This is a genomic window from Acinetobacter sp. TUM15071, assembly GCF_008980925.1.
Taxonomy (GTDB): Bacteria; Pseudomonadota; Gammaproteobacteria; order Pseudomonadales; family Moraxellaceae; genus Acinetobacter; species Acinetobacter dispersus.
The window spans coordinates 1-26,310 of the sequence record NZ_BKGB01000023.1; the positions used below are offsets into that span (position 1 = coordinate 1).

At 40.5% G+C, this 26,310-nt stretch carries 23 protein-coding genes and 1 pseudogene; 12 read left to right on the top strand and 12 right to left on the bottom strand.

Translation table 11 applies throughout. The features are described from left to right. A pseudogene (locus GBI66_RS19670) lies at window positions 1-211 on the top strand (hypothetical protein); the annotation flags it as partial. Here the strand turns inward: GBI66_RS19670 and tyrS are convergent. Next, window positions 208-1,440: a tyrosine--tRNA ligase gene (tyrS, locus tag GBI66_RS17295; RefSeq protein ID WP_085944511.1), complete on the bottom strand. Its 1,233-nt coding sequence runs from the start codon at window positions 1,438-1,440 to the stop codon at window positions 208-210. The pseudogene GBI66_RS19670 and the gene tyrS sit on opposite strands and share 4 nt — an antisense overlap. Before the next feature lie 61 nt (window positions 1,441-1,501). On the opposite strand from tyrS, the gene GBI66_RS17300 reads away from it, so the two are divergent. Continuing rightward, window positions 1,502-2,635 (top strand): anhydro-N-acetylmuramic acid kinase, encoded by a 1,134-nt coding sequence (locus GBI66_RS17300; protein ID WP_151716943.1) that lies wholly within the window; start codon window positions 1,502-1,504, stop codon window positions 2,633-2,635. 49 nt (window positions 2,636-2,684) lie between these two features. Here the strand turns inward: GBI66_RS17300 and erpA are convergent, their stop codons facing one another. The 5 genes from erpA to GBI66_RS17325 form a co-directional block, all read right to left on the bottom strand. Beyond that, on the bottom strand, window positions 2,685-3,020 hold the full coding sequence (gene erpA, locus GBI66_RS17305; protein WP_005186235.1) for an iron-sulfur cluster insertion protein ErpA: 336 nt from the start codon (window positions 3,018-3,020) through the stop codon (window positions 2,685-2,687). Between the two features lie 122 nt (window positions 3,021-3,142). Next, complete coding sequence (locus tag GBI66_RS17310) at window positions 3,143-4,147, bottom strand: putative solute-binding protein (protein ID WP_005209676.1); 1,005 nt, start codon at window positions 4,145-4,147, stop codon at window positions 3,143-3,145. A gap of 288 nt (window positions 4,148-4,435) precedes the next feature. After that, the gene (locus tag GBI66_RS17315) at window positions 4,436-5,443 is read right to left on the bottom strand and encodes a putative solute-binding protein (protein WP_032857880.1); all 1,008 of its coding nucleotides are present in this window, start codon (window positions 5,441-5,443) and stop codon (window positions 4,436-4,438) included. Window positions 5,444-5,660: 217 nt separating this feature from the next. After that, window positions 5,661-6,662 carry a putative solute-binding protein gene (locus GBI66_RS17320; protein ID WP_151716944.1) on the bottom strand — a complete coding sequence of 334 codons (1,002 nt, stop codon included), beginning with the start codon at window positions 6,660-6,662 and terminating at the stop codon, window positions 5,661-5,663. A gap of 205 nt (window positions 6,663-6,867) precedes the next feature. Continuing rightward, on the bottom strand, window positions 6,868-7,875 hold the full coding sequence (locus GBI66_RS17325; protein ID WP_151716945.1) for a putative solute-binding protein: 1,008 nt from the start codon (window positions 7,873-7,875) through the stop codon (window positions 6,868-6,870). 212 nt (window positions 7,876-8,087) lie between these two features. Here GBI66_RS17325 and GBI66_RS17330 point away from each other — a divergent pair, with 212 nt between their 5' ends. From GBI66_RS17330 to GBI66_RS19520, 4 genes are all read left to right on the top strand, one after another. Next, window positions 8,088-10,010 carry an ATP-binding cassette domain-containing protein gene (locus tag GBI66_RS17330; protein ID WP_151716946.1) on the top strand — a complete coding sequence of 641 codons (1,923 nt, stop codon included), beginning with the start codon at window positions 8,088-8,090 and terminating at the stop codon, window positions 10,008-10,010. 340 nt (window positions 10,011-10,350) lie between these two features. Further along, window positions 10,351-10,908, top strand: a complete 558-nt coding sequence (locus tag GBI66_RS17335; protein ID WP_151716947.1) for a VTT domain-containing protein — start codon at window positions 10,351-10,353, stop codon at window positions 10,906-10,908. A 244-nt stretch (window positions 10,909-11,152) separates the two neighbouring features. Continuing rightward, on the top strand, window positions 11,153-12,310 hold the full coding sequence (locus GBI66_RS17340) for a PepSY domain-containing protein (RefSeq protein WP_151716948.1): 1,158 nt from the start codon (window positions 11,153-11,155) through the stop codon (window positions 12,308-12,310). Beyond that, complete coding sequence (locus GBI66_RS19520; protein ID WP_171494334.1) at window positions 12,294-12,467, top strand: hypothetical protein; 174 nt, start codon at window positions 12,294-12,296, stop codon at window positions 12,465-12,467. The genes GBI66_RS17340 and GBI66_RS19520 overlap by 17 nt, the downstream gene beginning before the upstream one ends. Before the next feature lie 32 nt (window positions 12,468-12,499). On the opposite strand, the gene gyrB is transcribed toward GBI66_RS19520, so the two are convergent. The 4 genes from gyrB to dnaA all read right to left on the bottom strand — a co-directional run bounded on the left by gyrB (window position 12,500) and on the right by dnaA (window position 18,776). Then, the gene (gene gyrB / locus GBI66_RS17345) at window positions 12,500-14,968 is read right to left on the bottom strand and encodes a DNA topoisomerase (ATP-hydrolyzing) subunit B (RefSeq protein ID WP_005186246.1); all 2,469 of its coding nucleotides are present in this window, start codon (window positions 14,966-14,968) and stop codon (window positions 12,500-12,502) included. A gap of 46 nt (window positions 14,969-15,014) precedes the next feature. Continuing rightward, on the bottom strand, window positions 15,015-16,097 hold the full coding sequence (gene recF, locus GBI66_RS17350) for a DNA replication/repair protein RecF (protein WP_005201766.1): 1,083 nt from the start codon (window positions 16,095-16,097) through the stop codon (window positions 15,015-15,017). A 23-nt stretch (window positions 16,098-16,120) separates the two neighbouring features. Next, the gene (gene dnaN, locus GBI66_RS17355; RefSeq protein WP_005146294.1) at window positions 16,121-17,269 is read right to left on the bottom strand and encodes a DNA polymerase III subunit beta; all 1,149 of its coding nucleotides are present in this window, start codon (window positions 17,267-17,269) and stop codon (window positions 16,121-16,123) included. Window positions 17,270-17,381: 112 nt separating this feature from the next. Next, entirely contained in the window at window positions 17,382-18,776 is a 1,395-nt protein-coding gene (dnaA, locus tag GBI66_RS17360; RefSeq protein WP_005146292.1) for a chromosomal replication initiator protein DnaA, read from the bottom strand. Window positions 18,777-19,447: 671 nt separating this feature from the next. On the opposite strand from dnaA, the gene rpmH reads away from it, so the two are divergent. The 5 genes from rpmH (at window position 19,448) to mnmE (ending at window position 23,568) form a co-directional block, all read left to right on the top strand. Then, window positions 19,448-19,582: a 50S ribosomal protein L34 gene (rpmH, locus tag GBI66_RS17365; protein WP_000831329.1), complete on the top strand. Its 135-nt coding sequence runs from the start codon at window positions 19,448-19,450 to the stop codon at window positions 19,580-19,582. Between the two features lie 27 nt (window positions 19,583-19,609). Next, on the top strand, window positions 19,610-20,005 hold the full coding sequence (rnpA, locus tag GBI66_RS17370) for a ribonuclease P protein component (protein ID WP_004656857.1): 396 nt from the start codon (window positions 19,610-19,612) through the stop codon (window positions 20,003-20,005). A gap of 9 nt (window positions 20,006-20,014) precedes the next feature. Then, window positions 20,015-20,335 (top strand): membrane protein insertion efficiency factor YidD, encoded by a 321-nt coding sequence (yidD, locus tag GBI66_RS17375; protein ID WP_005146289.1) that lies wholly within the window; start codon window positions 20,015-20,017, stop codon window positions 20,333-20,335. 5 nt (window positions 20,336-20,340) lie between these two features. Continuing rightward, window positions 20,341-22,098, top strand: coding sequence for a membrane protein insertase YidC (gene yidC, locus GBI66_RS17380; RefSeq protein ID WP_005186257.1), 1,758 nt, complete (start codon window positions 20,341-20,343; stop codon window positions 22,096-22,098). Between the two features lie 114 nt (window positions 22,099-22,212). Further along, on the top strand, window positions 22,213-23,568 hold the full coding sequence (gene mnmE / locus GBI66_RS17385) for a tRNA uridine-5-carboxymethylaminomethyl(34) synthesis GTPase MnmE (RefSeq protein ID WP_005186269.1): 1,356 nt from the start codon (window positions 22,213-22,215) through the stop codon (window positions 23,566-23,568). Between the two features lie 58 nt (window positions 23,569-23,626). On the opposite strand, the gene GBI66_RS17390 is transcribed toward mnmE, so the two are convergent. Further along, the gene (locus GBI66_RS17390; protein WP_151716949.1) at window positions 23,627-24,814 is read right to left on the bottom strand and encodes a PilT/PilU family type 4a pilus ATPase; all 1,188 of its coding nucleotides are present in this window, start codon (window positions 24,812-24,814) and stop codon (window positions 23,627-23,629) included. Between the two features lie 423 nt (window positions 24,815-25,237). Here GBI66_RS17390 and GBI66_RS17395 point away from each other — a divergent pair, with 423 nt between their 5' ends. Next, window positions 25,238-25,936 carry a DsbC family protein gene (locus GBI66_RS17395; RefSeq protein WP_151716950.1) on the top strand — a complete coding sequence of 233 codons (699 nt, stop codon included), beginning with the start codon at window positions 25,238-25,240 and terminating at the stop codon, window positions 25,934-25,936. A gap of 59 nt (window positions 25,937-25,995) precedes the next feature. Here the strand turns inward: GBI66_RS17395 and GBI66_RS17400 are convergent, their stop codons facing one another. Then, window positions 25,996-26,247 (bottom strand): GlsB/YeaQ/YmgE family stress response membrane protein, encoded by a 252-nt coding sequence (locus GBI66_RS17400; protein WP_005146280.1) that lies wholly within the window; start codon window positions 26,245-26,247, stop codon window positions 25,996-25,998. Window positions 26,248-26,310: the final 63 nt, after the last annotated feature.

Sequence of the window (26,310 nt, forward strand, 5' to 3'; positions counted from 1 at the left end):
AATCCTTGTTTCTCAACAAGTTTTTATCTACATCACCGCCGATGGATGTGCATTCTACAGCATTTCAGGTCAGGTGCAACCCCATTTTTTATTATTTTCTTTTGCATGTTTCTTTTTTCTACAAAACCAGTGTTTTCGTTGTTTTTATCAGCTATTTATGTATAAAAAGCAGGCTCATGGCCTGCTTTTTATTATTTTCATTTCGAATTAGTCAGTGAAAGTCACTCGTGCAATGGCTTTTTTACCTGACTGAATGATTAAAGTGACATTCTCTTTTACAGAGAAGCTCATATCAACCACATTCCAATCAACTTTTACTGCACCACGACCCACGGCGTCTTTCGCTGCTGCTGCATTTGGGTTTAAACCAGCAACACGAAGAATGGTTGCAATAAATAACTCACCACCAAACTCACCACGAGAAATCGTCACTTCTGGTGTATCTTCTGGTACTTCGCCTTCAGTTACACGGTTACCTGCACTTTTATGTGCATTTTCCGCTGCTTCTGCATCATGGAAACGCTCTACAAGCTCAAGTGCCAAGATACGTTTAATTTCTTGCGGATTACGACCTGCAGCCATTTCATCAAGCAATACTTTGATTTCATCAAGTGACTTAAAGCTCAGTAAATCAAAATAACGCTCAATCAAGCTATCTGGCATAGACAAGATTTTTTGGTACATCGCACCTGGTGCATCAAATACACCAATATAGTTGCCTAAAGATTTAGACATCTTATTTACGCCATCTAAACCTTCAAGAATCGGCACAGTAATACAGACTTGTGATTCTTGACCGTAACGACCTTGTAGGGTACGACCCATTAACAAGTTAAAGGTCTGGTCTGTACCACCTAACTCGACATCTGCCTCAAGTGCAATCGAATCATAGCCTTGTACCAAGGGATACAAAAATTCATGAATCGCAATCGGTTGATGATTGTTATAGCGCTTTGTAAAGTCATCGCGTTCTAACATGCGTGATACGGTTTGCTGGCTTGCTAATTGAATCAGATCAGCCGCAGATTTTTGATTAAACCATTCCGAGTTAAAACGGACTTTGGTTTTATTCGGATCTAAAATTTTAAAGACTTGTTCTTGATAGGTCTTTGCATTGGCAATTACTTGCTCTTGTGACAACGGCGGACGCGTTGCGCTTTTACCCGTTGGGTCACCAATCATGGCAGTATAGTCACCAATCAAGAAAGTGACTTCATGTCCTAAATCTTGGAAGGTTTTTAATTTATTAATTAGAACCGTATGTCCTAAGTGTAAATCAGGAGCCGTAGGGTCAAAGCCTGCTTTTACACGGAGTGGACGATTCTCTTTCAATTTTTTAAGTAAATCTTCGTCAGAGATAATCTCGTGCGTGCCTCGTTGAATGAGAGCAAGCTGTTCTTCGGCTGGCAAGAAATTTGACATCACAAAACCTAAACACATCAGTTATTCAATTTGTGCGATATACTAACATTTTTTCAGCATCTTGCAGGATAAGTTGTATATGAGCGCAATCTATATTGGTGTAATGACAGGCACGAGCATGGATGGTGTTGATATTGTTGCAACTTCATTCGACCCTTTAACGCTGCATGCCACGCTGACTGTGCCTTTTGAACCTGAATTACGCGATGAGTTGATGGCATTGACGCTCCCAGACGACAATGAAATTGATCGTATGGGTAAAGCTGATGTTGCTTTAGCGCAAATGATTGGGCATGGCATTAATGAACTGATTGAAAAGAACAATTTAGACCGCCCTCAAATTAAAGCCATCGGTTCACATGGGCAAACCATTCGCCATCGTCCTGAACATGGTTTTACCTTACAAATTGGTGACCCCAATATCATTACCGAAATCACGCAACTCCCAGTAGTGTCTGATTTCCGTCGTCGTGATATGGCAGCAGGTGGTCAAGGTGCACCTTTGGTCCCCGCCTTCCATCAAGCCTTATTCCTACATGACAGTATCCACCGTGTCATTTTAAATTTAGGCGGTATTGCAAACGTCAGTATGCTGCCTGCAAATGATTTAAACGGCGTATATGGCTTTGATACGGGTCCTGCCAATATTTTGATGGATGCTTGGTGTCATCGCCACACTGGACATCCTTACGATGAAAATGGCGACTGGGCAGCCTATGGCAATCCAATTCGTTCTTTATTAGATCGTTTACAGAATCATGAGTTTTTTGCCAAAGAACCACCGAAGAGCACAGGTCGAGAAGACTTTAATTTAGAATGGTTGGATGAGCAGCTCAGCGATTGGCGCAATGATCTGGAATATGATGAACTGGAAGATACACCAGAGAATGTTCAAGCGACCTTAATGAAACTCACCACACGTGCGATTAAAAAAGCAATTTATCGTAGCAAGGAATGGATGCCGACAGGTGAAATCTATGTCTGTGGTGGCGGTGCCTATAACTCGCATCTACTTGAACAACTCCGTTGGCGCTTACGTAAACATAATTGGTCAGTGCAAACAACGGATGCGCTTGGTCTAGCGCCAACTTGGGTAGAGGCAACTGCTTTTGCGTGGTTGGCTATGCGCTTCGTACAACAATTGAGTGGCAATTTACCTGCGGTGACGGGTGCAGCAGGGGATCGTGTCCTCGGAACAATAACCACGGTATAAAACAAAAAAGCTTCCCAATTGGAGAAGCTTTTTTTATATCTAGAATCTGTTAGATTGAGAATGAAGACCCACAGCCACAGGTTGTTGTCGCATTCGGGTTCTGGATCACAAAGCGTGAACCTTCAAGTCCTTCAAGATAATCAACAACTGAACCGATCAAATACTGGTAGCTCAAAGAATCCACCAACATTTTTACATCGCCATTCATAAATTCAGCATCATCTTCATTCACGCTTTCAGCGAAATTAAAGCCATAAGAGAATCCTGAACATCCACCACCCGTTACATAAACACGTAACATAAGGTCGTTATTCCCTTCACTTTCGCGCAGTTGGCGAACTTTTTTGGCAGCATTATCTGACAATTCTAGAGCTTGGGCGTTCATGATGCACATTCCTCAGACTTCAATACGTCTTTAATAAATAAAAGACCCGATATTTAGTATAGCATACTCAATATCGGGTCTGTATTTGAAGTTTAAAGTGCTGTTAGTAACTTTTTGCAAGATTATTTATAGTTCTCATCTTGCAGACCACATTCAAAGTTCTTGGCATCTTCGCGGCAACGGAATTGCCATAGCAATTTCATCATCCGTTTGTCATAGATTCCTTTTGCTGTCAGGTTAATACGTGCTTCACGCATCAGTTTTTGATAGCCTGGTTTATCCGAAGCTGGAACTTCCATCCAATATTTTTGTGGAATGTCTGCCTTCATTTTTCCAAGAATTGTAAATGCACGCGGCAATTGTGCTTTCACCCATTCTCTTGATTTTTGACCAAAACCCTCAGGGAATTTATCTGGATGAATGATCAAATTACCAGTTACTTGTAAAATTGGGTAATTCACAATTGCACCTTTGGTTCCCAAGCCCTTATAAAGTTCCAAAGGTTTGAACGCTGCCGCTGGTGCCCCAATAATATCGACCTGACCATTGTTAAACTTCGCACCAAAATTGGTGATATCTGAACTGACCGCTTGTGCACCGACTTGCGAAGCCATAATTTTTTGGGCTTCGTCATAATCTAAAACGGCGATTTTCTTACCTGCGGCCTTGGCAACGGTATTGATATTACGGTCATTCACAAGTAAGTAAGCATCTCCCACTGGGATTACACCTACGACTTCATATTTACCATTCACCATCGCTTTGGCAAAAGCTGGACTCGCCAAACCTTGCATCACCTTCACAGCAAGTTTAAGGTCTGTAATTGCCCCAATCGCATCTAATGAGCCGGTGAATGGGTTAAACTGGCGGCCACGCATGCCTGTGATACTCACGCCATCGCATTTACCCGCTTTAAAGTCTTCCGCAATCACAGCTTCATTGGTCGCTACTTTCAGTTCAATATCAGCACCCCAGTTTTTTGCGGCAAGCTGATAATCTTTCATTAATGCATAGACATCGCCACTTTTACCCACGATATCGAATACACAAATTGTTTGTTTTGCCTGAGCGCCTGCAGATACCGCAGCGATACCTGTTGCAAGTAATAATGTTTTAAACCATTGCATTTTATTTTTCCTTTGCATCTATGCTGATTGTTGTTGCATCACACCCAAAAATTAAAGAATTACCTAACATCCTGCTCTGGGTTTTCAAATAAAAATATGTTTTTGTTCAGTCATGTCCAATCTTCCTGATTAAAACATATTTTAAATCTTCAAGATTTCATTTGGCTTTTTATATATTTGTATGATTACGATCTTTCAAAATAAAGGCAATGACTCAAATGACAAAGCCTAAAAAACAAAAAGCCTAGATGAATCTAGGCTTTAAGTATGATGTATCGCAATTACTGATTATTCACCAGGTAATGCACATTCAAAGTTTGCTTTATCAACTGAACAACGCGCTTTTTTCAATACAGACATCATACCAGCATCGTAAATACCACGTTTAGTCATTTCTAAACGGCCATCACGCATTAATTTTTGATATTTCAATGTGTCTTCAGCCGTTAAGTTCATTTTGTATTTCGCTGGGATTTCAGCTTCATAACGCTTGATCATTGAGAATGCTTTTGGAAGTTGCTTCACAAAATAATCACGAGATTTTTGACCAAAACCTGCTGGGAATTTTTCTGGACGTAAAACTAGATCCGCTGTTACTTGTAATACAGGGAAGTTAAACATTGCACCATTGGTACCCAAACCTTTGCTTAATTCTAATGGCTTGTAGGCATAAGCAGGCGCACCAACCATATCCACTTGACCATTGTTAAATTTAGCAGCGAAGTTAGAGATATCAGAAAGTACGGCTTGAGCACCTACGCGTTGTACCATGATTTTTTGCGCATCGTCATAACCCAATACTGCGAATTTTTTACCCGCTGCTTTTTCAATTGAATTAATACTCTTGTCACGTACAAAAATGTATGCGGCACCCATTGGAGCAATACCACCAATTTCGTATTTGTTCCCACCTAAAGTGGTGGTCATTTTTGCTGCATTACGTGCGTCTAGAACATAAGTAATTGCGCGTTGTGCAACTTCATTACTTGGCGCACCACCTAATGAATCTACAGAACCAGCAAACTTGTTATATGGGCGGGCACGCATAGCAGTCATTGCAACAGCAGCACATTTACCTGCTTTAAAGTTGTTATCCGCAACCTGCTCATCTGTAAGCGCGAGAAGGTTGACATCAGCGCCCCAGCTTTTCGCTGCGAGTGCCCAATCTTGCATCATTTTGTATGATTCACCTGACTTTCCTAATAAGTCGAATACACACACGTCAATTGCTGCTTGAGTAGAAGCAGATACACCTAAGATCGAAGTTGCTGCAAGAGCAAGTGCAATTTTTTTCATATTTTTCATCCCTTCACAAACTTTATGTTTGTCTCCTTGTTCGAAGCAAATATTAATCATGTTTTTTGAAAAAAAATAGAGCTTATACTCTATTTTTATGTCTAGTTTGTATACTTTTTACCCAGTTTTATCTATTTCTATTATTTTCATAGGCAAATTTGTTATATATGCCTCACTTTGTTTATAGATTTATATTTTTGTACTGCTGTTCTCCTTGTTATTCACCACTCAAAGTACACTCAAAGTTTGTCCGCTCAACCGTACAACGGGCACGCTTGAGTACATTCATCATACTAGCATCGTATACGCCCTGCTTGGTTAAATTCATGCGACCATCACGTAACATTTTTTGATAACGAACTTTATCTTCGCTCGACAGGGTAATTTTTCTCGCGTTCATTCCTGCCTCTAAACGTTGCACCATGGCAAAGTTACTTGGCAGTTTATTGACGAACCATTGTCGAGATTGTGGACCAAATCCATTCGGGAATTGACTCGGACGAATAATTAAGTCACCTGTAATATTCACCACAGGAAAATTAAACAGTGCCCCATTAGCTAAACCTTTACTAATTTCAAGTGGTTTATAGGCGTACGCTGGTGCAGCAATCACATCTACTTGGCCACTATTAAATTTCTTCACGAAATCAGAAATATCAGATGGGACAGCAACTAGGTCTATGCTTTCAACAATGGTTTTTTGTGCTTGATCATAGTGTAGATAAGCAAATTTTCTACCTTTGGCTTTTTCAATGGTGTCGATCTTTTTGTCGCGGACAAAGATATAAGCCAACCCTACTTGGATAATACCGACGACTTCAAATTTATCACCGTTGACTGTTGCCGTTAAACGATGCTGATTTCGTTTATCCAATACATAGGTGATTGCCTTTTGTGCAATGGCATTACTGGTAACTGCACCAACCGCATCGACTGAGCCTGCAAATTTATTATATTTACGTGCACGCATGGAGGTCATATACACGCCATCACATTTGCCTGCATCGAAATCTTTTTCCGCTTTTTCTTCATCTTGATAAGGAATTAATTCAACATCGCCCTGCCATGTTTTAGAGGCAAGCTTCCATTCTTCAATCAGTTTATAAGACTCCCCAGCCTTACCCAATAAATCAAAAACACAAATTTGTTGTTTTGCCTGTACAGGAGTAGTCATGACAAATAGAGCCGCAGCACTCAATGCCCAAAGTCCTTTTTTCATCTCGTTTTCCCTTATTTTTACTATCTTGCACAATTTTCCATCAGTGCTCGATAAATATAGTCAGCTTTTTCCTAAATGCATAGCGCTTTTATATACATACATCGGGTTTTCGTCAGTTTTAACAGACTTGATCACGTTTTAATGTTTTAGGCCAATATCAACTTAAGAGGAGGATATTGAAACATCCATCCCCCTATGTAGTGATTTATTCACCACCTAAAGTACATTCAAAATTGGTGCGATCCACGGTACAACGTGCACGTTTGAGTACATTCATCATGGTAGCATCGTAAATACCACGTTTAGTTAATCCCATACGTGCTTCACGCAGGATTTGTTGATAACGAATTTTATCTTCAGTACTGAGGTTGATTTTGTATTTGGCTGGCAATTCTGATTCTAGACGCTGAATCAGAGCAAAATTGGTATTCAAACGACCAAGAAACCAAGCTCGTGAATTTTGCCCAAAATTACTGGAGAATTTTTCAGGACGAATAATTAAATCCATGGTCATATTTACAGCAGGAAAGGTAATAATGGCCCCATCATTGCCCAAACCTTTATGCAACTCTAATGGTTTGTAGGCATAGGCTGGTGCAGCCATGATATCGGCCTGCCCATTATTAAATTTTTTCGCGATATCAGATACATCCGCAAGGACCGCTTGTCCACCCAAGCTTTTTACTACGATTTTTTGCGCTTCATCATAACCAAGAACAGCAAACTTCTTGCCTTTGATTTGCTCAATGGTATTCATTTTCTTGTCTTTGACAAAAATATAAGCCAGACCAATTTGCGAAATTCCAGCAACTTCATAGTTTTCATTATCGACTGTACTGATCAAACGACGTTGATTGCGCTTATCCAAAGCAAAACTAATCGCTTTCTGTGCAATGGCATAACTAGGAACAGCACCAATCGCATCAATTGAGCCTGCAAACTTGTTATAACGGCGTGCACGCATGGAGGTCATATACACACCATCGCATTTGCCTTGTTCAAAATCATTTTCGGCCAGTGCTTCGTTTTGGTAACTGATCAAGTAACTATCACCACGCCACGCTTTGGCAGCTAAAGCCCATTCCTCCATAGCCTTATAAGCCTCTCCCGATTTGCCGAGTAGATCAAAAACACAAATTTTGGTCGCAGCCTGTGTTTCTGTATGCACAGCAAAAATCAGCATTGCCCCCAATGCAAGAATTCCCTTCTTCATTCTTAAATCCTGTTTATCTGCTTTTTGTCTAATTACTTATTTTTCATATAATTTAAATGATAATCTGATTCGCGTCACAAAAATAGAGCTTTTGCTCTATTTTATGATTGATTGATCAGCTCAATTCAGACAACTTGATCTTAAATATAAAAATTTGCATTCATGGGCGATCACCTTAAAATGCAGCTATCTATTCGCTATTTTGCATACTCATGATCCAATTTGACCAAGTTTCATTACGCCGTGGTGGGCGAGTTTTATTCCAAAAAGCTTCAATGCAGCTTCATCCGGGCTGGAAAATTGGTCTTACAGGCGTGAATGGTGCAGGTAAATCAACTTTATTTGCTGCATTCCTAGGTGAGTTGGTCGCAGATGAGGGCAATCTGACCCGTCCAGCAGTCTGGACAGTTGCCCATATGGCACAAGAAATTAAAGCCTTGGAAATGCCAGCAATTGATTTTGTTTTGTCTGGTGACGAAGAATATTGGGACATTCAAGAAAAACTCGCTCATCCAGATCAACTCAGTAATGATGACTTAGCTCAACTTCATGGTCGTTTTGATGAAATTCATGGCTATGCTGCGCCTGCCAAAGCTGCGCAACTCATGGCTGGACTCGGGTTTCTGGATCATCAATTGCGTTTAAATGTGGCGAGCTTCTCTGGCGGCTGGCGGATGCGTTTAAATCTTGCGCGTACCTTGATGAGCCGTTCAGACTTCTTATTACTGGATGAGCCAACCAACCACTTAGACTTAGATGCAATCTTGTGGTTAGAAGACTGGCTGAAAGCTTATGAAGGCACACTGGTTCTGATTTCACATGACCGTGATTTCCTCGATGCCATTACTGACCACATTTTGCATATCGAAAATCAGGAACTCACGCTATATACAGGCAACTATTCCACTTTCGAAACCACACGTAGCGAACGTTTAGCTCAACAACAGCAAGCCTTTGAGAAACAACAAGAGACGCGTGCACATCTGCAAAAATTTATTGATCGTTTTAAGGCGAAAGCCACTAAAGCTCGCCAAGCACAAAGCCGAATTAAACAACTTGAGCGAATGCAGCAGCTTGCGCCTGCACATGTCGATACACCCTTCACCTTTAGCTTCCGTGAGCCGACCAAAATGAGCTCGCCTTTGCTTAGTTTAGATGCAGCCACAATTGGTTACGGCGATAAAATGATTGCTGAAAAGATTCGTCTGCAAATCACCCCAAGTTCACGTATCGGCTTATTGGGGATGAATGGTGCAGGTAAATCAACGCTGATCAAAACTTTGGTCGGAGATCTGCCACTGCTAGCGGGTGAACGTAAGGCTTCAGAACTGCTCAATATTGGTTATTTTGCTCAGCATCAAATGGATGCATTAGATGCTAATGCCAGCCCAATGCTACAACTGGCCCGTATTGCTGACAAAAAGATCAGTGAAGCTGCATTACGTGCCTTTTTAGGTGGATTTGGTTTTAGTGGCGAACGTATGGACACACCGTGCGAAAGCTTCTCTGGCGGCGAACGTGCGCGTCTCGCTTTGGCTCTTATTGTATGGTTACGTCCGAATGTTTTAATCCTTGATGAACCAACCAACCATTTAGACTTAGACATGCGTCATGCCTTGACCATGGCACTGCAAGATTTTGAAGGGGCTGTGGTTCTGGTTTCGCACGAACGTCAGCTGATTGCCAGTGTTTGTGATGACCTATTGTTAGTTCATGCAGGAAAATGCACTGAATTTGAGGGTGACTTACAAGATTATGCCAAATGGTTACGTGAAGCACGTCAACAACAAATCAATGCACAGAACGTCTTACAACAGCAAACGACAAGCCCCCCTACTGGAAAAGTTGATAAGGAAGCACAGCGTAAAGAGACTGCTCGTCGCCGTGAATTGACGCGTCCGATTCGTAAAAATATTGAAAAAGTCGAAACTCAAATTGAAAAGGTTCAGCCTCGCTTAGCTGAAATTGAAAATGCATTGGCAGACAGTGCATTGTATGACGCCAATCGCAAAGATGATTTGATCAAGCTGATGAATGAACAAAATGAGCTGAAAGCAAAATTGGAGCAGTATGAAGAGCAGTTATTAGAATTAATGATGGAACTGGAGGAGTTGGAAAGCTCTTTCGCAGATTAAGATGAATAATAGTCCATACACGTTGTAGCTTAACGTGTATGGAGGTCATCTTATGAGGCCATTTATTTAAACAAAATCATCGATTTTCTTGATCTAACAAATGCTCAGATACTTAAAAACACAATGAATAGCATTAAAAGTGTCATGAATTTGTCGATAATTTAAGATAAGGTAAAAATTGGAATTTTCTCAGAAAATTGAGCTTTAGCTTCAGGCTCGATATACTCGGCTCCCACTGTTGTATAGTTATAACTGACGAATGAATCCTGAGGGTTAAATTCATTTCACATTTTTTGTACTTTAATTTGGTGAGTACTCTATTTTGGATTATACAAACTGAATGAATTCTTTAGATTTTATTTTTAATTTTGAACATATTTTGCCTGTTTTGGTTCAAGAATATGGCTTATGGATTTATTTCATCCTTTTTCTGATTATTTTTTCAGAAACAGCCTTTGTTTTTATGTTCTTTTTACCTGGCGACAGTCTGTTATTGACGGTGGGAGCATTATGTTCCGTAGTGGAAATCATGCATCTTGGTTACATGATCAGCCTCCTATTTTTCGCAGCTGCATTGGGTTATATGGTGAATTATCATATTGGTCGTCATTTTGGCGATCGTATTTTCAATGTTAAATCACGTTTTATTAAGCAAGAATACCTGCAAAAAACCCATGTGTTCTTCTTAAAGCATGGTGGGAAAACCATTCTACTGGCTCGTTTTATCCCCTTTGCTCGTTCATTTGCGCCATTGGCAGCAGGTTCAAGCAACATGAATTATAGTCACTTTGTGGTGTATAACATTTTAGGTGCTTTGCTGTGGATCAGCGTGTTGGTGACAGCAGGCTATTTATTTGGACATGCATTAATCCAAGTGAGCGACTTTGTCGAAAGTTAATAAGCACTTTTGCTGACAGAAAACTAATTCTTCATTCATTTCAAGCTCAAATAGATCATTAATAGGTAGGCGATTTCATCGGCTACCTTTTTTTTAATCATTTTATTCAGTCTAAGGTTTCACGTGGAACGTAAAAAACAATAGTAAATAATAATGAAAATAATTATCAATAAAAATAAAATCACTTCATAAAAACACAAACCTTAAGGAAGCCAATGTTCTCAGCCTCATTGGAAAATCAGTTATGAAGCAAACAGCAACTGCCATTAAAAAAACCAACTCGCGCTGGTTTCGCATTAACTTATGGATTCATCGTTGGGTCAGCTTGGTGATCATAATCCCCTTTGCGATTTTGTCCATCACAGGGGTGATACTGATCTTTCATGAAGAAATCGATCATGCGCTTGGCGTTGAGCCTACTGCTTTACACTCTTCGATTCAGCAACAACGCCCGCTCGCAGATTCATTAGCAACAGCACAAAAAACCTATCCCAAAGAGCAAATCATCAGTACAGGCTACGACCCTGAGCATCATCCTGGCGTGCTATTGATTGGTATGGCCAAACCAGAGCAAAGCTTTGAACAAGCACGTTGGTTATTTGCAGATATTGGTTCTGCGACATTAATTCAGCAACCAAATGAACGAGATACTTTGACTAGCTTCTTACTGGAACTACATGCCAACTGGTTTTTAGGTTTTATTGGACAATTGATTGGGGCACTGATTGCATTTTTAGTGTTCTTATCACTGGTTTCTGGGCTCGTGGTCTACGCCCCTTATGTCAAAAAATTCTTTTTTGGCATTATTCGTTTTAGAAAGGGTCAGCGACTATTACAGCTCGACCTGCATAATTTAATTGGCTCTGCAATCCTCGGTTGGGCCTTGGTAGTGACCTTAACTGGATTTCTACTGGGTTTTGGGACGGTTGCGATTGGAGTTTGGCAAATCACTGAACTGAAAGCCCTCCAAGACAAATATCAGCATGTCAGTGTGATTCATCCAAATTTAAGCATTGATCAGGTCTATGCGGCCGCCCAGAAAGGTGAAGTCGGCTGGCATCCCACCAGTGTATTTTTTCCTAAAACAGAATATTCAACTCAGGGCCATTACATGGTCTTGCTGCAAGGCAATGAAGGCTTACAGGAAAAAATGCTAAAAGTCGCCTTGGTCAATGCGGAGACAGGACAAGTCGATACGGTTGAAGAATTACCCACCTATCTGAAAGCCATCTTACTGTCACAACCGTTGCATTTTGGCAATTACGGTGGCATGCCTTTAAAGATCTTATGGAGTCTATGCACCTTACTCACCTTATTTATCACCCTGAATGGTGCATGGTTATGGTGGGCAAAACGTCAGCAAAGGAATCTAAAAGGAGTCAACAATGCGACTGTGGAATAAATTAAGTGTGTTATGGCTGTTGGCTTTATGCAGTATTTTAGGGATTGTTGGCATGCTGCTGATGGATGGTATTGCAGATGTTATTTTTCTTATTATCACCCTGCTGCCCTTGTTCGTTGCAGCATGGAGAGCTTATCTTTTACAGCGCAAAAGATAAGCTCTTTTGTTTGGTATTGATGCCTAAACTAATTAAGCATCAATATCTGCATTTAAGGCATTTTCTTCAATGAAGGCACGACGTGGTTCTACATCATCACCCATTAAGCAAGAGAACATACGATCTGCTTCAATCGCATCATCAATGGTCACTTGCAACATATTACGGTTTTCAGGATCCATGGTCGTTTCCCAAAGTTGCTCAGCGTTCATCTCACCCAAACCTTTATAGCGTTGGATCATCATGCCACGGCGTGAGTCTTGTAAAATGTGCTGCCATACTTGATGGAAATTGCTCACCTGAATACGACGCTCACCTTTTTGTAGATAAGCCCCTTCTTCAAGCAACTTGAACCAGCTCTTAGAATTCTTCAGTAAACGTGCGTATTCAGCAGAATTTAACAGACCCGCATCGAGTAAATAAGAATGCGGTAAGTTATGCACATAGACTGTGACACGTGGCCAATAATGCGCAGATTTTTCACCTTGCGCATTTTCACGTTCAAACGCTTCTAAGGTAATCTCTGGACGTAAGCTTGGTTGTAATGTCTCAATTGCAACACGTAATTGCTCTGCCCATGTTTCAACATAATCACGTTCATGGTTGTGATCTGTTTTAAATGCATCTAGCTCAAGTAAACCATCCAACAAACTTGCAGGATAACGTTGAGTGAGGCGTTGTAAGCTCTTTTGCGACACTTGATAGTCAGCAATAACGCTAGCTAATGCTGTACCGTTAATCGCAGGTGCTTCAGCGCTAACATGTAATGCAAGTTCATCAATCGCATTGGAGATCAGGAAAGTTTCAAGTGCATCATTATCTTTGATGTACTGTTCTTGCTTGCCTTTCTTCAACTTATACAATGGCGGCTGTGCAATATAAATATAGCCACGCTCAACCAACTCAGGCATTTGACGGAAGAAGAAGGTCAATAACAATGTACGAATATGTGAACCATCCACGTCCGCATCGGTCATGATAATGATTTTGTGATAACGCAATTTGTCTGGGTTATATTCTTCACGTCCAATTCCACAGCCCAAAGCGGTAATCAAAGTACCCACTTCCTGACTGGAAATCATCTTGTCAAAGCGCGCACGTTCAACGTTCAGAATTTTACCTTTTAGCGGTAAAATTGCCTGCATCTTACGGTTACGACCTTGTTTGGCACTACCGCCCGCAGAGTCACCCTCGACCAGATAAAGTTCAGACAATGCTGGATCTTTTTCCTGACAGTCGGCCAATTTACCAGGTAAACCCGCGATGTCTAAAGCACTCTTACGACGTGTCATTTCACGTGCTTTACGTGCTGCATCACGCGCACGCGCAGCATCAATAATCTTACCTGCAATCGATTTAGCAGCTTGCGGATTTTCCAGCAAATAAGCTGAAAACTCTTTGTTCATGGCCTGCTCTACAGCAGGTTTCACTTCACTTGAAACCAATTTTTCTTTGGTTTGTGATGAGAATTTTGGATCTGGCACTTTCACTGAAATGATCGCAGTTAAACCTTCACGCGCATCATCACCCGTGACAGCAACTTTTTCTTTCTTAAGAATATTTTCACTTTCAAGATACTGGTTTAAACCACGGGTTAACGCAGCACGGAAACCTGCAAGGTGTGTACCACCATCTTTTTGTGGAATATTGTTGGTAAAGCAACGAACATTTTCTTGGTAACTCTCATTCCACTGCAATGCCACTTCAACGGCAATACCACTATCCGTATCAGCGGTGAAATGGAAGATCTCATTTAAATGAGTTTTACCTTCGTTAATGTATTTAACGAACTCAGATAAACCACCTTCATAGTCATAAACATGTTCGAAATTTACACGTTCATCACGTAATACAATTCGTACACCAGCGTTCAGAAAAGAGAGTTCTCTTAAACGGCGAGCTAAAATATCGACATTAAAAATGGTTTGACTAAAGGTGAGTTCACTCGGCCAGAAACGAACCGTTGTACCCGATGTATCGGTTTCACCTACAACTTTCAATGAATATTGTGGATCACCATGCGCGTATTCTTGTTCATGGATTTGGCCAGCACGGTGAATGGTCAAATGCAATTTTTTAGATAGGGCATTTACAACTGAGACACCTACACCGTGTAAACCACCCGACACCTTATAACTGTTGTCATCGAATTTACCACCTGCATGCAGGATCGTCAGAATCACCTCTGCTGCCGACACCCCTTCTTCTGGGTGAATATCGGTTGGAATTCCACGACCATTATCCGAGACACTCACCGATTCATCTTCATGAATCGTCACGATAATCTCGTCACAGTGTCCTGCTAAAGCTTCATCGATGGCGTTATCCACCACCTCAAACACCATATGGTGTAAACCTGTACCGTCATCGGTGTCACCGATATACATGCCAGGGCGTTTACGAACCGCGTCTAATCCACGTAATACTTTAATACTAGAGGAATCATAAGCCTTTTCATTTGTTTGTTCTGTTTGAGAGACTGATTGAGACTCTGAACTCATGGTTACTCCCTAGTAATATTGATCTATTTAAAGATGAAAAATAAAATTATGGTGCAGCAAGACTGACTTGACCGTGAACAACGTGGAATAATTGAAAGGAAATCGACAAATCCTGTAAGTGTTTTAATACCGACGCATGGTCCAAGGTGGTCATAAAAACTTGACTTCCTAACTGACTCAATCGCTCAATTAAACGTTGTTGTGCAGTCTCATCTAACTCTGCTGTCAGATCATCTAATAATACCACAGTTTCCTTATTACTCGCATGTAGCATTGCAATTTGTGACAGTTTTAATGCCATGATTAACAACTTTTTTTGTCCGCGAGATAACACATCATCTGCATTGCCAAAAGGCGTTTTTAAACGTAAATCAGCACGATGCGGACCGTACTCGGTATAACGCCGATCGAGGTCTTTTTGATGCTGCTGAACCAAGTCCTGCAATAAACCTTGCTCAGTATGAAAGCCGGGATTGTATTCCAGTTCTATTTCAAGATTGGGTAGAAGTTGCTTTAAATCTTCGTGGAAAAATTGGTTCCATTGCTCAACAATACTGACCCGTTGTGAATGCAGCATTTCGCCATAATCACTCAGCATTTTATTCCAAGGCTCTAAATCAGCCAAAGTCAGATTACGCCGTGTTTTGAGCAAACTATTGCGTTGTTTGAGTGCTCGAGAATAATACTGCCATGCAAAATAAAACTCAGGTTCCACGTGGAACATTAACCAATCTAATAACTGTCGCCTAGGCTTTGCGCCATGATCAATGATATCGGTACTTTGTGGATCGATATGCTGTAAAGGCAATAATTTTGCCAGCTGACCTTGTGTCGCAATGGTATCGCCATTGACCTTAATTACCTGTTCGCCCGAAGCCAACTTTTGCATACCAATACGTTCACTGGCAGATTGCGCAAACACAATCGCATCCCCAGCATCATATTGGATGTAATGTTTTGGAATATGGGTTCGAAATGAACGACCAGTCGCCAGTAAATGAATTGACTCTAGAACTGAAGTTTTTCCAGAACCATTTGCGCCGTAAAAAATATTAAACGGTTGCAACTCATGGAGTGCAACCGTCTTTAAATTACGTACACGTTCGATATTTAAACGCGTGATTTGCATGCTTTAAAACTCAAATCTCGTCATTAAACTCGCATTGGCATCACAACATAGGTTTGATCAGGATGCGCTGGATCTTGGACAAGTACCGATTGATTGGCTTCGCTCATGCTCATTTTCACATCATCTCCATCCAGTACACCGAGTACTTCAAGGATATATTGCGCATTAAATGACATTTCTAGAGGGGCATCTTGATATTGAATTGCAATATCTTCTACCGCTTCATCCTGTTCTGGGTTATTGGCACGCAACTGCAATGAATCTTGATTAAAATTCAAGAAAACACCACGAAGTTTTTCATTACTTAAAATAGCAACACGTTGTAAAGATTGCTTGAATACATCGTGTGCAATAAACACATGCTTATCACCATTTTTTGGAATTACACGACGATAATCTGGGAACTTTCCATCAATTAACTTGGTCGTGAAACGAACCGTTATATCACCCTGCTCTTTATCACGGCTTGGCGTATTAATGGTGACATTCAACAGTTCACGCCCAATCAACAAGGTTAATTGCTCATCTTCAATACTCAGTAAACGTTGTAATTCGCCTACTGCCTTACGTGGAACAATTGCTTGCATCGGCGATGCTGCTGTTGAAGAAGCTAAAACTTCACACAAAGCTAGACGATGTCCATCAGTGGTTACTGTACGTAGTTGATTTTGATCAATTTCCAGCAAAGTACCAGTCAAATAAAAACGTACGTCTTGTACAGCCATTGCAAAGGCTGTTTTTTCAAATAAACGCTTCAATTCGCGCTGTGTTACCTGAACTTGTGTACCCTGACTATTTTCAGTGGTTAGCAATGGATAATCTTCAGCAGGAAGAGTACCCAAAACAAAACGGCTGTTCCCTGATTTTAAGATACAGCGTTGATCTTCTGTAATTTGCAAATCAATCAAAGCTGCTGTCGGAAGAGATTTACAAATTTCGACTAATTTACGCGCTGGAACTGTTGTTTCACCTGCTTCTAAACAAGCACCATCAGCTAACGTTGTGCTTGCAACCAGTTCAACTTCTAAATCAGAGCCCGTAATCGTTAAGGCCTGTTGTGTGGTTTGAATTTTGACATTTGAAAGAATATTCAAGGTATGGCGACGTTCAACAGCCCCCACTACATGTGATAGAACATTGACTAAACTTTCTTTAGCGATTTTCAAACGCACGATTTTATTCCTCTTACAACAGAAGCTGATATGAATGTTAGCAGTGTACTATGCTGCACTTAAAAGCAGTTTGCAACCATGAAAATTGAGTCAGCCGAGATTATGCTCAGGCCTAACTTTGTAATAAACGAAGTAAGTTTTTATAGTCTTCATTAAAAATTGGATCTTCTTCACGCAAACTCGTGACTTTTTCACAGGCATGCATCACGGTACTGTGGTCACGACCACCAAAGGCCATTCCAATTTCAGGAAAACTATCCCCAGTTAATTCGCGTGCAAGTCCCATCGCTAACTGACGCGGGCGAGCATAAATACGCGTACGTTTTGGTCCAACCAATTCTTTCAGTGGGATTCGGAAATATTCACTCACCACACGCTGAATATTTTCAACACTAATGGTACGTGCACGAATTGCCAATACATCTTTTAAAGATTCACGTACGACATCGAGGTCAATTACGGTACCTTTGAAACGTGAAATTGCCACTACTTTATTGAGCGCACCTTCAAGCTCACGCACATTCGCAACCACTTGTTGAGCAATAAATAAAGCACAGTTACGTGGTAAATCAACGCCACTGTTTTCAGCTTTTTTCAGCAAAATTTCGATTCGAGTTTCAATATCTGGTGGCTCGACACCCACAGATAAGCCCCAAGAAAAACGAGAGACTAAGCGTGGATCAAGTTCGGTGAGTTCTTTCGGATAACGGTCTGAAGTTAAAATAATCTGTTTAGATTCATCAAGTAAAGCATTGAATGTATAGAAAAATTCAACCAAACTCGCTTCTTTACCAGCAAGTAAATGAATATCATCGACCAATAACAGATCTAAAGAACGACAATTTTTCTTAAACTCTTCAACCTTACCTTTTTGCAAAGAACTGACAAAATCTTGTACAAAACTTTCTGAGGTCATGTACATCACACGTGCATTCGGTTTTGCTTGTAATAAAGCATTCCCCACAGCTTGCATTAAATGTGTTTTACCCAGACCTGTTGGACCATATAAAAATAAAGGGTTGTGCTGCGATGCCCCCAATTGGGTCAAAACTTTACGGCATGTTTCAGCAGCCATCTGGTTCGATCGGCCTTCAACAAACAGTGAGAAAGTAAATAGGGAATTTAACTGTCTTTTCTTCGGTATTTTGCTGACATTTTGGCTAGGTTGTACCAAATCTGATTCTTTTTTAACTTTTGTTGGAACAGAAACTTGTGTCGTTAAAGCTGCTGTCGTGGTTGCAGGTTGCTCATGAGACGACAGAATCGTACCTGGACGTGAATCAACCAAGATTTCAACCTGACGTACTCGGCCTTCCGATAATTGCTCAGCAAGAATTGAAATCAATTCTAAATGGTTGTCTTGAATATAACGTGTCCAATATGGGTTGGGTGCATATAAACGCATCACACCGTCAACTTCTTCAGCAACCAAAGGACGAATCCACATCGCAAAGACGTTGTCAGAGAGCTCTTGTCGCAAGCGAGTTAAGCAGTCTGTCCAGAGCATGTGCATCCCCTATATATCCATTTTTTAAATTCAAAAACAAAGAAACCACTAACCCCATCTTTCGAAGGGGTCGCCATTCTAACCAAGTTATCCACATCTGTCAGGCAAATTTATGGGACTTTTGCTGAAAAAGAAAGCAATCGTTTATAAATTCAAATTTAAAACCACATGTGCATAACTTTTTGCACAAGCTGTGGATAGTTTTAACCATGAAGTTATCCACAAACTATAAAATTAATAAAAACATGGTTATCCACAAAGTAACTATATGTTTATTTATAAAAAAACATGCATTTCCACAGAATAAACCCTCCCTAATAGTAATAAATTTAAATTTTAAAATTTGAATTTACTTATAGGGTTCACTCGAATTGTGGATAACTGAGCATATCGAAATTTAAATTCAAAATCCAAGAATTAAATTTAAAATACAAAATGAATTGTTGATAAGCTTGTGATTAAGGTGTGAATATAGCTTAATGTTGATATAATTTAAATAGATAGCATGTGTATATTTTTTGTTTTCAATTAAAACAACAAAGTCAGTGTTTCTCTACTTATGTCAAACAGAACAAACAAAATGTAAAGATTTGGATTTTCCATTGACAGACTGAGCTTTGCACCATAAAATCGCGGACCTTTATAGAAAGATCATTTTTGGGAGTTTCGATATGAAACGTACTTTCCAACCATCTGAATTAAAGCGTAAGCGTGTTCATGGTTTCCGTGCTCGTATGGCAACAAAAGCTGGTCGTCAAGTTTTAGCTCGTCGTCGTGCAAAAGGTCGTCATAGCTTAACTGTTTAATACTGTTAAGCTGACCAGACTTGGGTGATGACACTTTACAGTTTTGGCACTGAATCTCGTATTCGTTGTGCTGCAGATTATAAAAGTGTATTTGATGGTGCGCTTTTTAAAGTGCATCAGCCCCATTTCCTTTTTTTAGCAAAATTAACCGAACAGCCGAAAAGCCGTTTGGGTATTGTCGTTGCTAAAAAAAAGGTGCGTCGTGCACATGAACGAAATCGAATAAAACGTCTTGCTCGGGAGAGCTTTCGCTTACATCAAGCGCAATTTAATGCTGATATCGATATTGTGGTGATGCCTAAAGTTGGTATAGAAGCAATCGCAAATCAAGAATTACATCAACAATTAGATTTTGCTTGGCAAAAATTACAACGCTTAGCAAAGAAGCATTCCAAAGTCGTTGTGACATCCCTCCAAAATTAGAGATCTCCAATGGTACGTTTACTACATTGGTTGATAAGATGTTACCAAATCGCAATTAGTCCCTTATTGGGTCCTCGTTGTCGCTATATTCCCACTTGCTCTCAATATGCAATTGAAGCACTGCAGACACATGGTGCAGCAAAAGGTGTATGGCTTTCGACTAAGCGAATTTGCCGTTGTCATCCTTGGGGTGGTTCAGGCTATGATCCCGTCCCACGCAAAGCACTTCGTTTTATTTCGTTTCATCAAATAGATTCTCAAATGCATCACGTTGCTGTACCCTTTCGTGATCGTTTATTCAAGCAAAATCTCTCTAACCATTTGGGATAATAGATATGCAACAATGGGCCAGATTTGCAATTCTTGGAGCCATGTTTGTTACCGCATATTTGCTTATTTTGGCTTGGCAAAAAGATTATGGTCATGCTACACCAGCTCCGCAACAACAAGCGGCTGTTGTAAGTGCGCATGACGTATCTGCAGATTTGCCAAATGCTCAAAATGCAACAGCGGCTTCAGACTTGCCACAAGCAAATGTGACTGCATCACAAACCACAGAAGCACCTTCTGTGAGTCAGCAATTGATTTCAGTACAAACTGATCTTTACCATCTTTGGATCAATCCAAAGGGTGGTGATATTGTTCGTATTGAATTGTTAAGCCATGATGAAAGCAAAGACAGCGAAAAACCTTTTGTTATGCTGGAAAGTGATGCGAAACGTACTTACGTCGCTCAATCTGGCTTAATTGGTTTAAACGGACCTGATAGCAGCCGTAGTGGTCGTCCAATGTATGATGTTGAAAAAACAGCATATACCTTGGCGGATGCAAAAAGCGTCGCATCTAAAGATGGTAAAACACATCAAGTTTTGACTGTGCCGTTGGTATTTAAAACACCAGAAGGCGTAGAAGTGATCAAATCGTTCACCTTCACGCAAGGTGATTATCCGATTACTGTAAAACACCAAGTTATTAACCGTAGTCAGCAAAACTGGCAAGGTCAAATGTTTGGTCAGTTAAAGCGTGATAACTCAGACGATCCAGGTAAATCTTCACAAGGTATTTTCACTTTGGGAACTTATTTGGGCGGCGCTTGGGGTGCACCAGATGCACACTATAACAAGTTAAAATTTGCGAATTTTAATGATGAAAAACTGAATGTTGATGCGAAAGGTGGCTGGGTTGCTATCGTTCAGCATTATTTTGTAAGTGCTTGGATTCCTGGGAATTTAAAACTTACTCAAGCAGATGGTCAGCCATATGTTGCTAAGCTGGAATCTCGTCAGTCTGCTGATCACATGAATATCATGGGCTTCACTTCTCCAGTGATTAATGTACCTGCTGGTACGTCAATGGAAGTAGATGCGAAGCTTTATTCTGGTCCAAAAGTTCAGTCTGAACTGAAAGACTTGGCTGATGGTTTAAACCAAACTGTAGATTATGGTTGGTTATGGCCAATTGCTAAATTGTTATTCTTAGGTTTGCAATTTTTCCATAACATCATTGGTAACTGGGGCTGGTCAATCATTCTATTGACGATCTTGGTGAAACTGATTTTATGGCCACTTTCTTCAAAAAGTTATCGCTCAATGGCGAAAATGCGTGTGATTGCACCTGAAATGCAACGCATGAAAGAAGAATTTGGTGAAGACCGTATGCGTTTCTCACAAGAAATGATGGCCTTGTATAAGCGTGAACAAGTCAATCCATTGTCTGGTTGCTTGCCGTTATTGCTACAAATGCCGATTTTCTTAGCGTTGTACTGGGTATTGATGGAATCTGTTGAACTCCGTCATGCACCGTGGTTAGGTTGGATTCAAGACTTATCTGCAATGGATCCATGGTTCATCTTGCCATTGATCATGGGTGTGACTATGTTCGTTCAGCAAATGTTGAACCCACAGCCAACTGATCCAATGCAGGCAAAAGTATTCCGTATCATGCCAATCATGTTTACGGTATTCATGTTGTTCTTCCCAGCAGGCTTAGTGCTTTACTGGATCGTCAACAACAGTATTACTATTTTGCAACAATGGTTTATTAACAAAGGTGTCGAAAAAGATCGTCTCAACAAGGTTGAGCCGAGCGCTTAAGTTCGAACTTTTACTGAATAAATCCGCTTAAGATGGTAATCTTAGGCGGATTTTTCTTTGTCTGTATTTAGGGTTTGCTATTCCATAACCCGCTCGTTTTTAGGTGAATTTAACATGCAACATCAAACCACTATTGCTGCGATTGCTACCCCATTAGGTCGTGGTGGTGTGGGGGTGATTCGACTCTCTGGACCAAAAGCCTATGCAATAGCAGAGCAACTAACCCAGAAAAAACTTCCTGCTGCACGAATGGCGGGCTTCCGTCAGTTTTGTGATGCCGATGGCTCGGTGATGGATGAAGGCATCGTGTTATGTTTTCCAAATCCTCACTCGTTTACTGGCGAAGATGTGGTGGAGTTACAGGGACATGGTGGTCCAGTCATTCAGAATGCGTTATTAGCACGTTTACTTGATTTGGGTGCGACAGCTGCAAAAGCGGGTGAATTTTCCATGCGTGCTTTTGAAAATGGCAAAATGGATTTGGTGCAAGCAGAAGCAATTGCCGATTTGATTGATGCCACTTCACAGGCGGCAGCACGTTCGGCAGTTCGTTCCTTACAAGGTGCATTTTCAACCAAGATTAATACCGTTTTAGAAAAGCTGATCCATTTGCGTTTACATGTGGAAGCTGCGATTGATTTCCCAGAAGAAGAAATTGATTTTCTTGCCGATGGCAAGATTTTAGCGTTATTGGATGATGTGCAAGACTCTGTTCAAGCGGTACAGCAGTCTGCGCGTCAGGGCCAGTTATTACGTGAAGGTTTACAGGTGGTGATTGCGGGTAAGCCAAATGCAGGTAAATCCAGCCTGTTGAACGCGCTCGCAGGCCATGAGCGTGCCATTGTGACTGATATTGCAGGCACTACTCGTGATGTACTACATGAAAAGATCAGTTTAAATGGCTTGCCGATTACCCTAACTGATACTGCAGGTTTACGTGAAACCGGCGATATCGTTGAGCAAGAAGGGATTCGTCGTGCGATTAAGGAAATCGAGCAGGCAGATTTATTGCTATTGGTTTATGACTTAAATCAGGGTGATGAACCTTTGCAATTGGCGCATGAATATTTTGCAGAGCATCTTGAGCCAAAACGTTTGCTATTGATTGGCAATAAATGCGATTTAACGGGTCAAGATGCTACGTTAAGCGATTATCAGGGCTTTCGTCATATCAGTGTTTCTGCAAAACAGGATATGGGGGTTCAAGCGCTCATAGATGCGATTACAGCGCATGCTGGCTTTCAGCCTGAAGAAGATACCTTTATTGCCAGAACACGCCATTTAGACGCAATGAAGCGTACTCAGCGCTATCTTGCAGAAGCACGTGAGCAACTCGTTGTGTTTAATGCAGGTGAACTGGTCGCTGAATCATTACGTCTAGCACAAAATGCATTGGGTGAAATCACTGGTGATTTTAGTGCGGATGACTTACTTGGTAAGATTTTTGGTTCGTTCTGTATTGGAAAATAATGAATTAAATCAATTATTAATGGCTTGGATTGTATGGTAATCCAAGCCATTTTTTCTATCACTGATCTTCAGTTTGTTGCTCTTCTTCAGGCTTTTCTTCTTGTACCACGTTTAATGCGGTCATCATGGCAACTGGTGCGCCTTCTTGACGGGTACTTTTCAGCTTGATCTGTAAACGCAGTTCATTGACCGAATCAGCATTACGTAAAGCTTCATCGTAGCTAATTGCACCTTCATTATAGAGCTCAAATAAGGCTTGATCGAAGGTCTGCATGCCGAGTTCGCGCGATTTGCTCATAATCTCTTTCAGTGCATGGAACTGCCCTTTGAGAATATTGTCTCCGATTAATGGTGTATTCAGCAAAATTTCAATCGCAGCACGACGCCCTTTACCATCTTGGGTGCGTACCAAACGTTGCGAAATAATTGCTTTCATATTGGATGAAAGATCCATGAGTAACTGATTACGACGTTCTTCTGGGAAGAAGTTAATAATTCGATCTAAGGCTTGATTGGCATTGTTGGCATGCAATGTGCCTAGGCACAAATGGCCTGTTTCGGCAAAGGCAATCGCATGTTCCATGGTTTCTGTATCGCGGATTTCTCCGATCAGAATCACATCTGGTGCCTGACGTAAGGTGTTTTTCAAGGCATGCTGCCATGAATGACAATCCACACCGACTTCACGATGAGTAATCATTGATTTTTTGTGCTTGTGTACGTATTCCACTGGATCTTCAACAGTAATGATATGCCCCGCTGAGTTTTCATTACGATGGTCAATCATGGCTGCCAAAGAGGTTGATTTACCTGATCCTGTTCCACCCACCACCAGTACCAAACCCCGCTTTTCCATAATCACATTTTTTAAGGATTCAGGAAGTTTGAGCTTTTGGAAAGTTGGAATTTCAGAAGTAATGGTACGAATCACCATACCAATCTGTAGCTGTTGTTTAAATACATTGACACGAAAACGTGAAACATTCGGAACATTGATTGCAAAATTACATTCCCATTCAGTTTCAAACTCTTGGCGTTGTTTTTCATTCATGAGGCTATAGGCAAACAACTTGGTTTTATCTGCTGTTAAGGCTTGTTGCCCTAAAGGTCGCATTAAGCCTTGTAGTTTAATGCTCGGCGGAAAATCTGCGGTGATAAATAAATCTGAACCGCCATATTCCACCACCTTGGTGAGCATATGAAACATAAAGGTTTTGGCTTCTTCTAATAATTCCGCGTTATACATTGATTTACCTAGATTTTAAAATGAAACGGTGTTCAGTGCTGACTCAAAATAATCCAATAAGATAAACATAGACCTGTTTCTTTAAAATGAAAATAGCGATGGGTCAGATGCTATGCAATATAGACTAAGTCTCATGATCATGACTTGGTGATTGAGCTGAATTATTCCAAAAAGCCATGTTTTGATCTATATACTTTTTAAAATTATTAAATAAATATCAATGTGATGTCTCAATATTGTCAGGTTTTTACATAATAGATCAATGACGCAATGTTTTTTAGCTTAATTCATCTGCATCATCTGATGTTCCACGTGAAACATCGCTAGCGTTAGTTGAATTTTGGTTGTTGCTCAGTAAGCTAAGCTGTTTGTCGATCAGAGAGTCATTACAATAGCCACTGATTTTTGAATAGAGTGTCAATCATGTTAAAAAAAATTGGGATGTTCTCATTACTTAGTTGTGTTTCTGCAATGAGTTTCGCCAATGTAGAGACATTAAAAAGCAATTTAACGAAGCAATATCCCAATATCCAAGTGACCAATATTCAAACTACAGAAATGACTGGCTTATACAGTGCGAGTTTGGACAACCAGATTATTTACTTGGATGAAAGTGCAGAACATATGTTTGTGGGCTCTATGGTTCGTCTAAAAGATCAGAAGAACCTTACGAAAGATTTGGTGTTAAAACAAAACTCGATTGACTGGAAACAACTGCCTTTTAAAGATGCCATTAAAACAGTCAAAGGCACAGGAAAACATGAGCTTGCTATATTCTCAGACCCGAATTGTTCTTATTGTAAAAAATTAGAAGCTGAGCTAGATAAGCTCAATGACGTGACGATTTACACATTTATGTATCCATTAAAATCGCAATCAATGGCGGTGTCTAAGTCTGTTTGGTGTGATGCCAATCAAGCCTATGCATGGAAAAACCTGATCCAGAAGAATGTACAGCCGCAAGCAAAAAGCTGTGCTAATCCTATTGAGCGCAATCTTGAGTTAGGACGTAAATTGGGTGTCGACGGCACACCGACTTTGATCTTTGGAAATGGTTTGAAAATGGTTGGCGGTCGCAGTGCTGAAGAAATTCAAATGATTTGGAAAGAATTAGGTCTATAGATTTATAAAGAAAAACTCCCAATCCATTGCTCAAAATGAATTGGGAGTTTTTTATGTATTTAGCTTTTTTTGGTGACCAATTTATAGATAAATAAAATAATCACAGCACCAAGTACGGAAGCAATAAAGCCAGCTGCCGAATTTTCACCATATAGGCCCAATAAGCGACCGCCATAAGTAGCGAGCAATGAACCTGCAATACCCAATAATGTTGTTACGATGAAACCAGCTTTATCTTCACCTGGATGTAGTGCTCTGGCAATTAAACCAGCAAAAAAACCAACTACAATTGCCACAATTAGAGACCACATTGTCTTTCTCCTTGTTTTAACAGTGATATTTATTACTATCCTGCTTGATCTGATCTTGCTTTG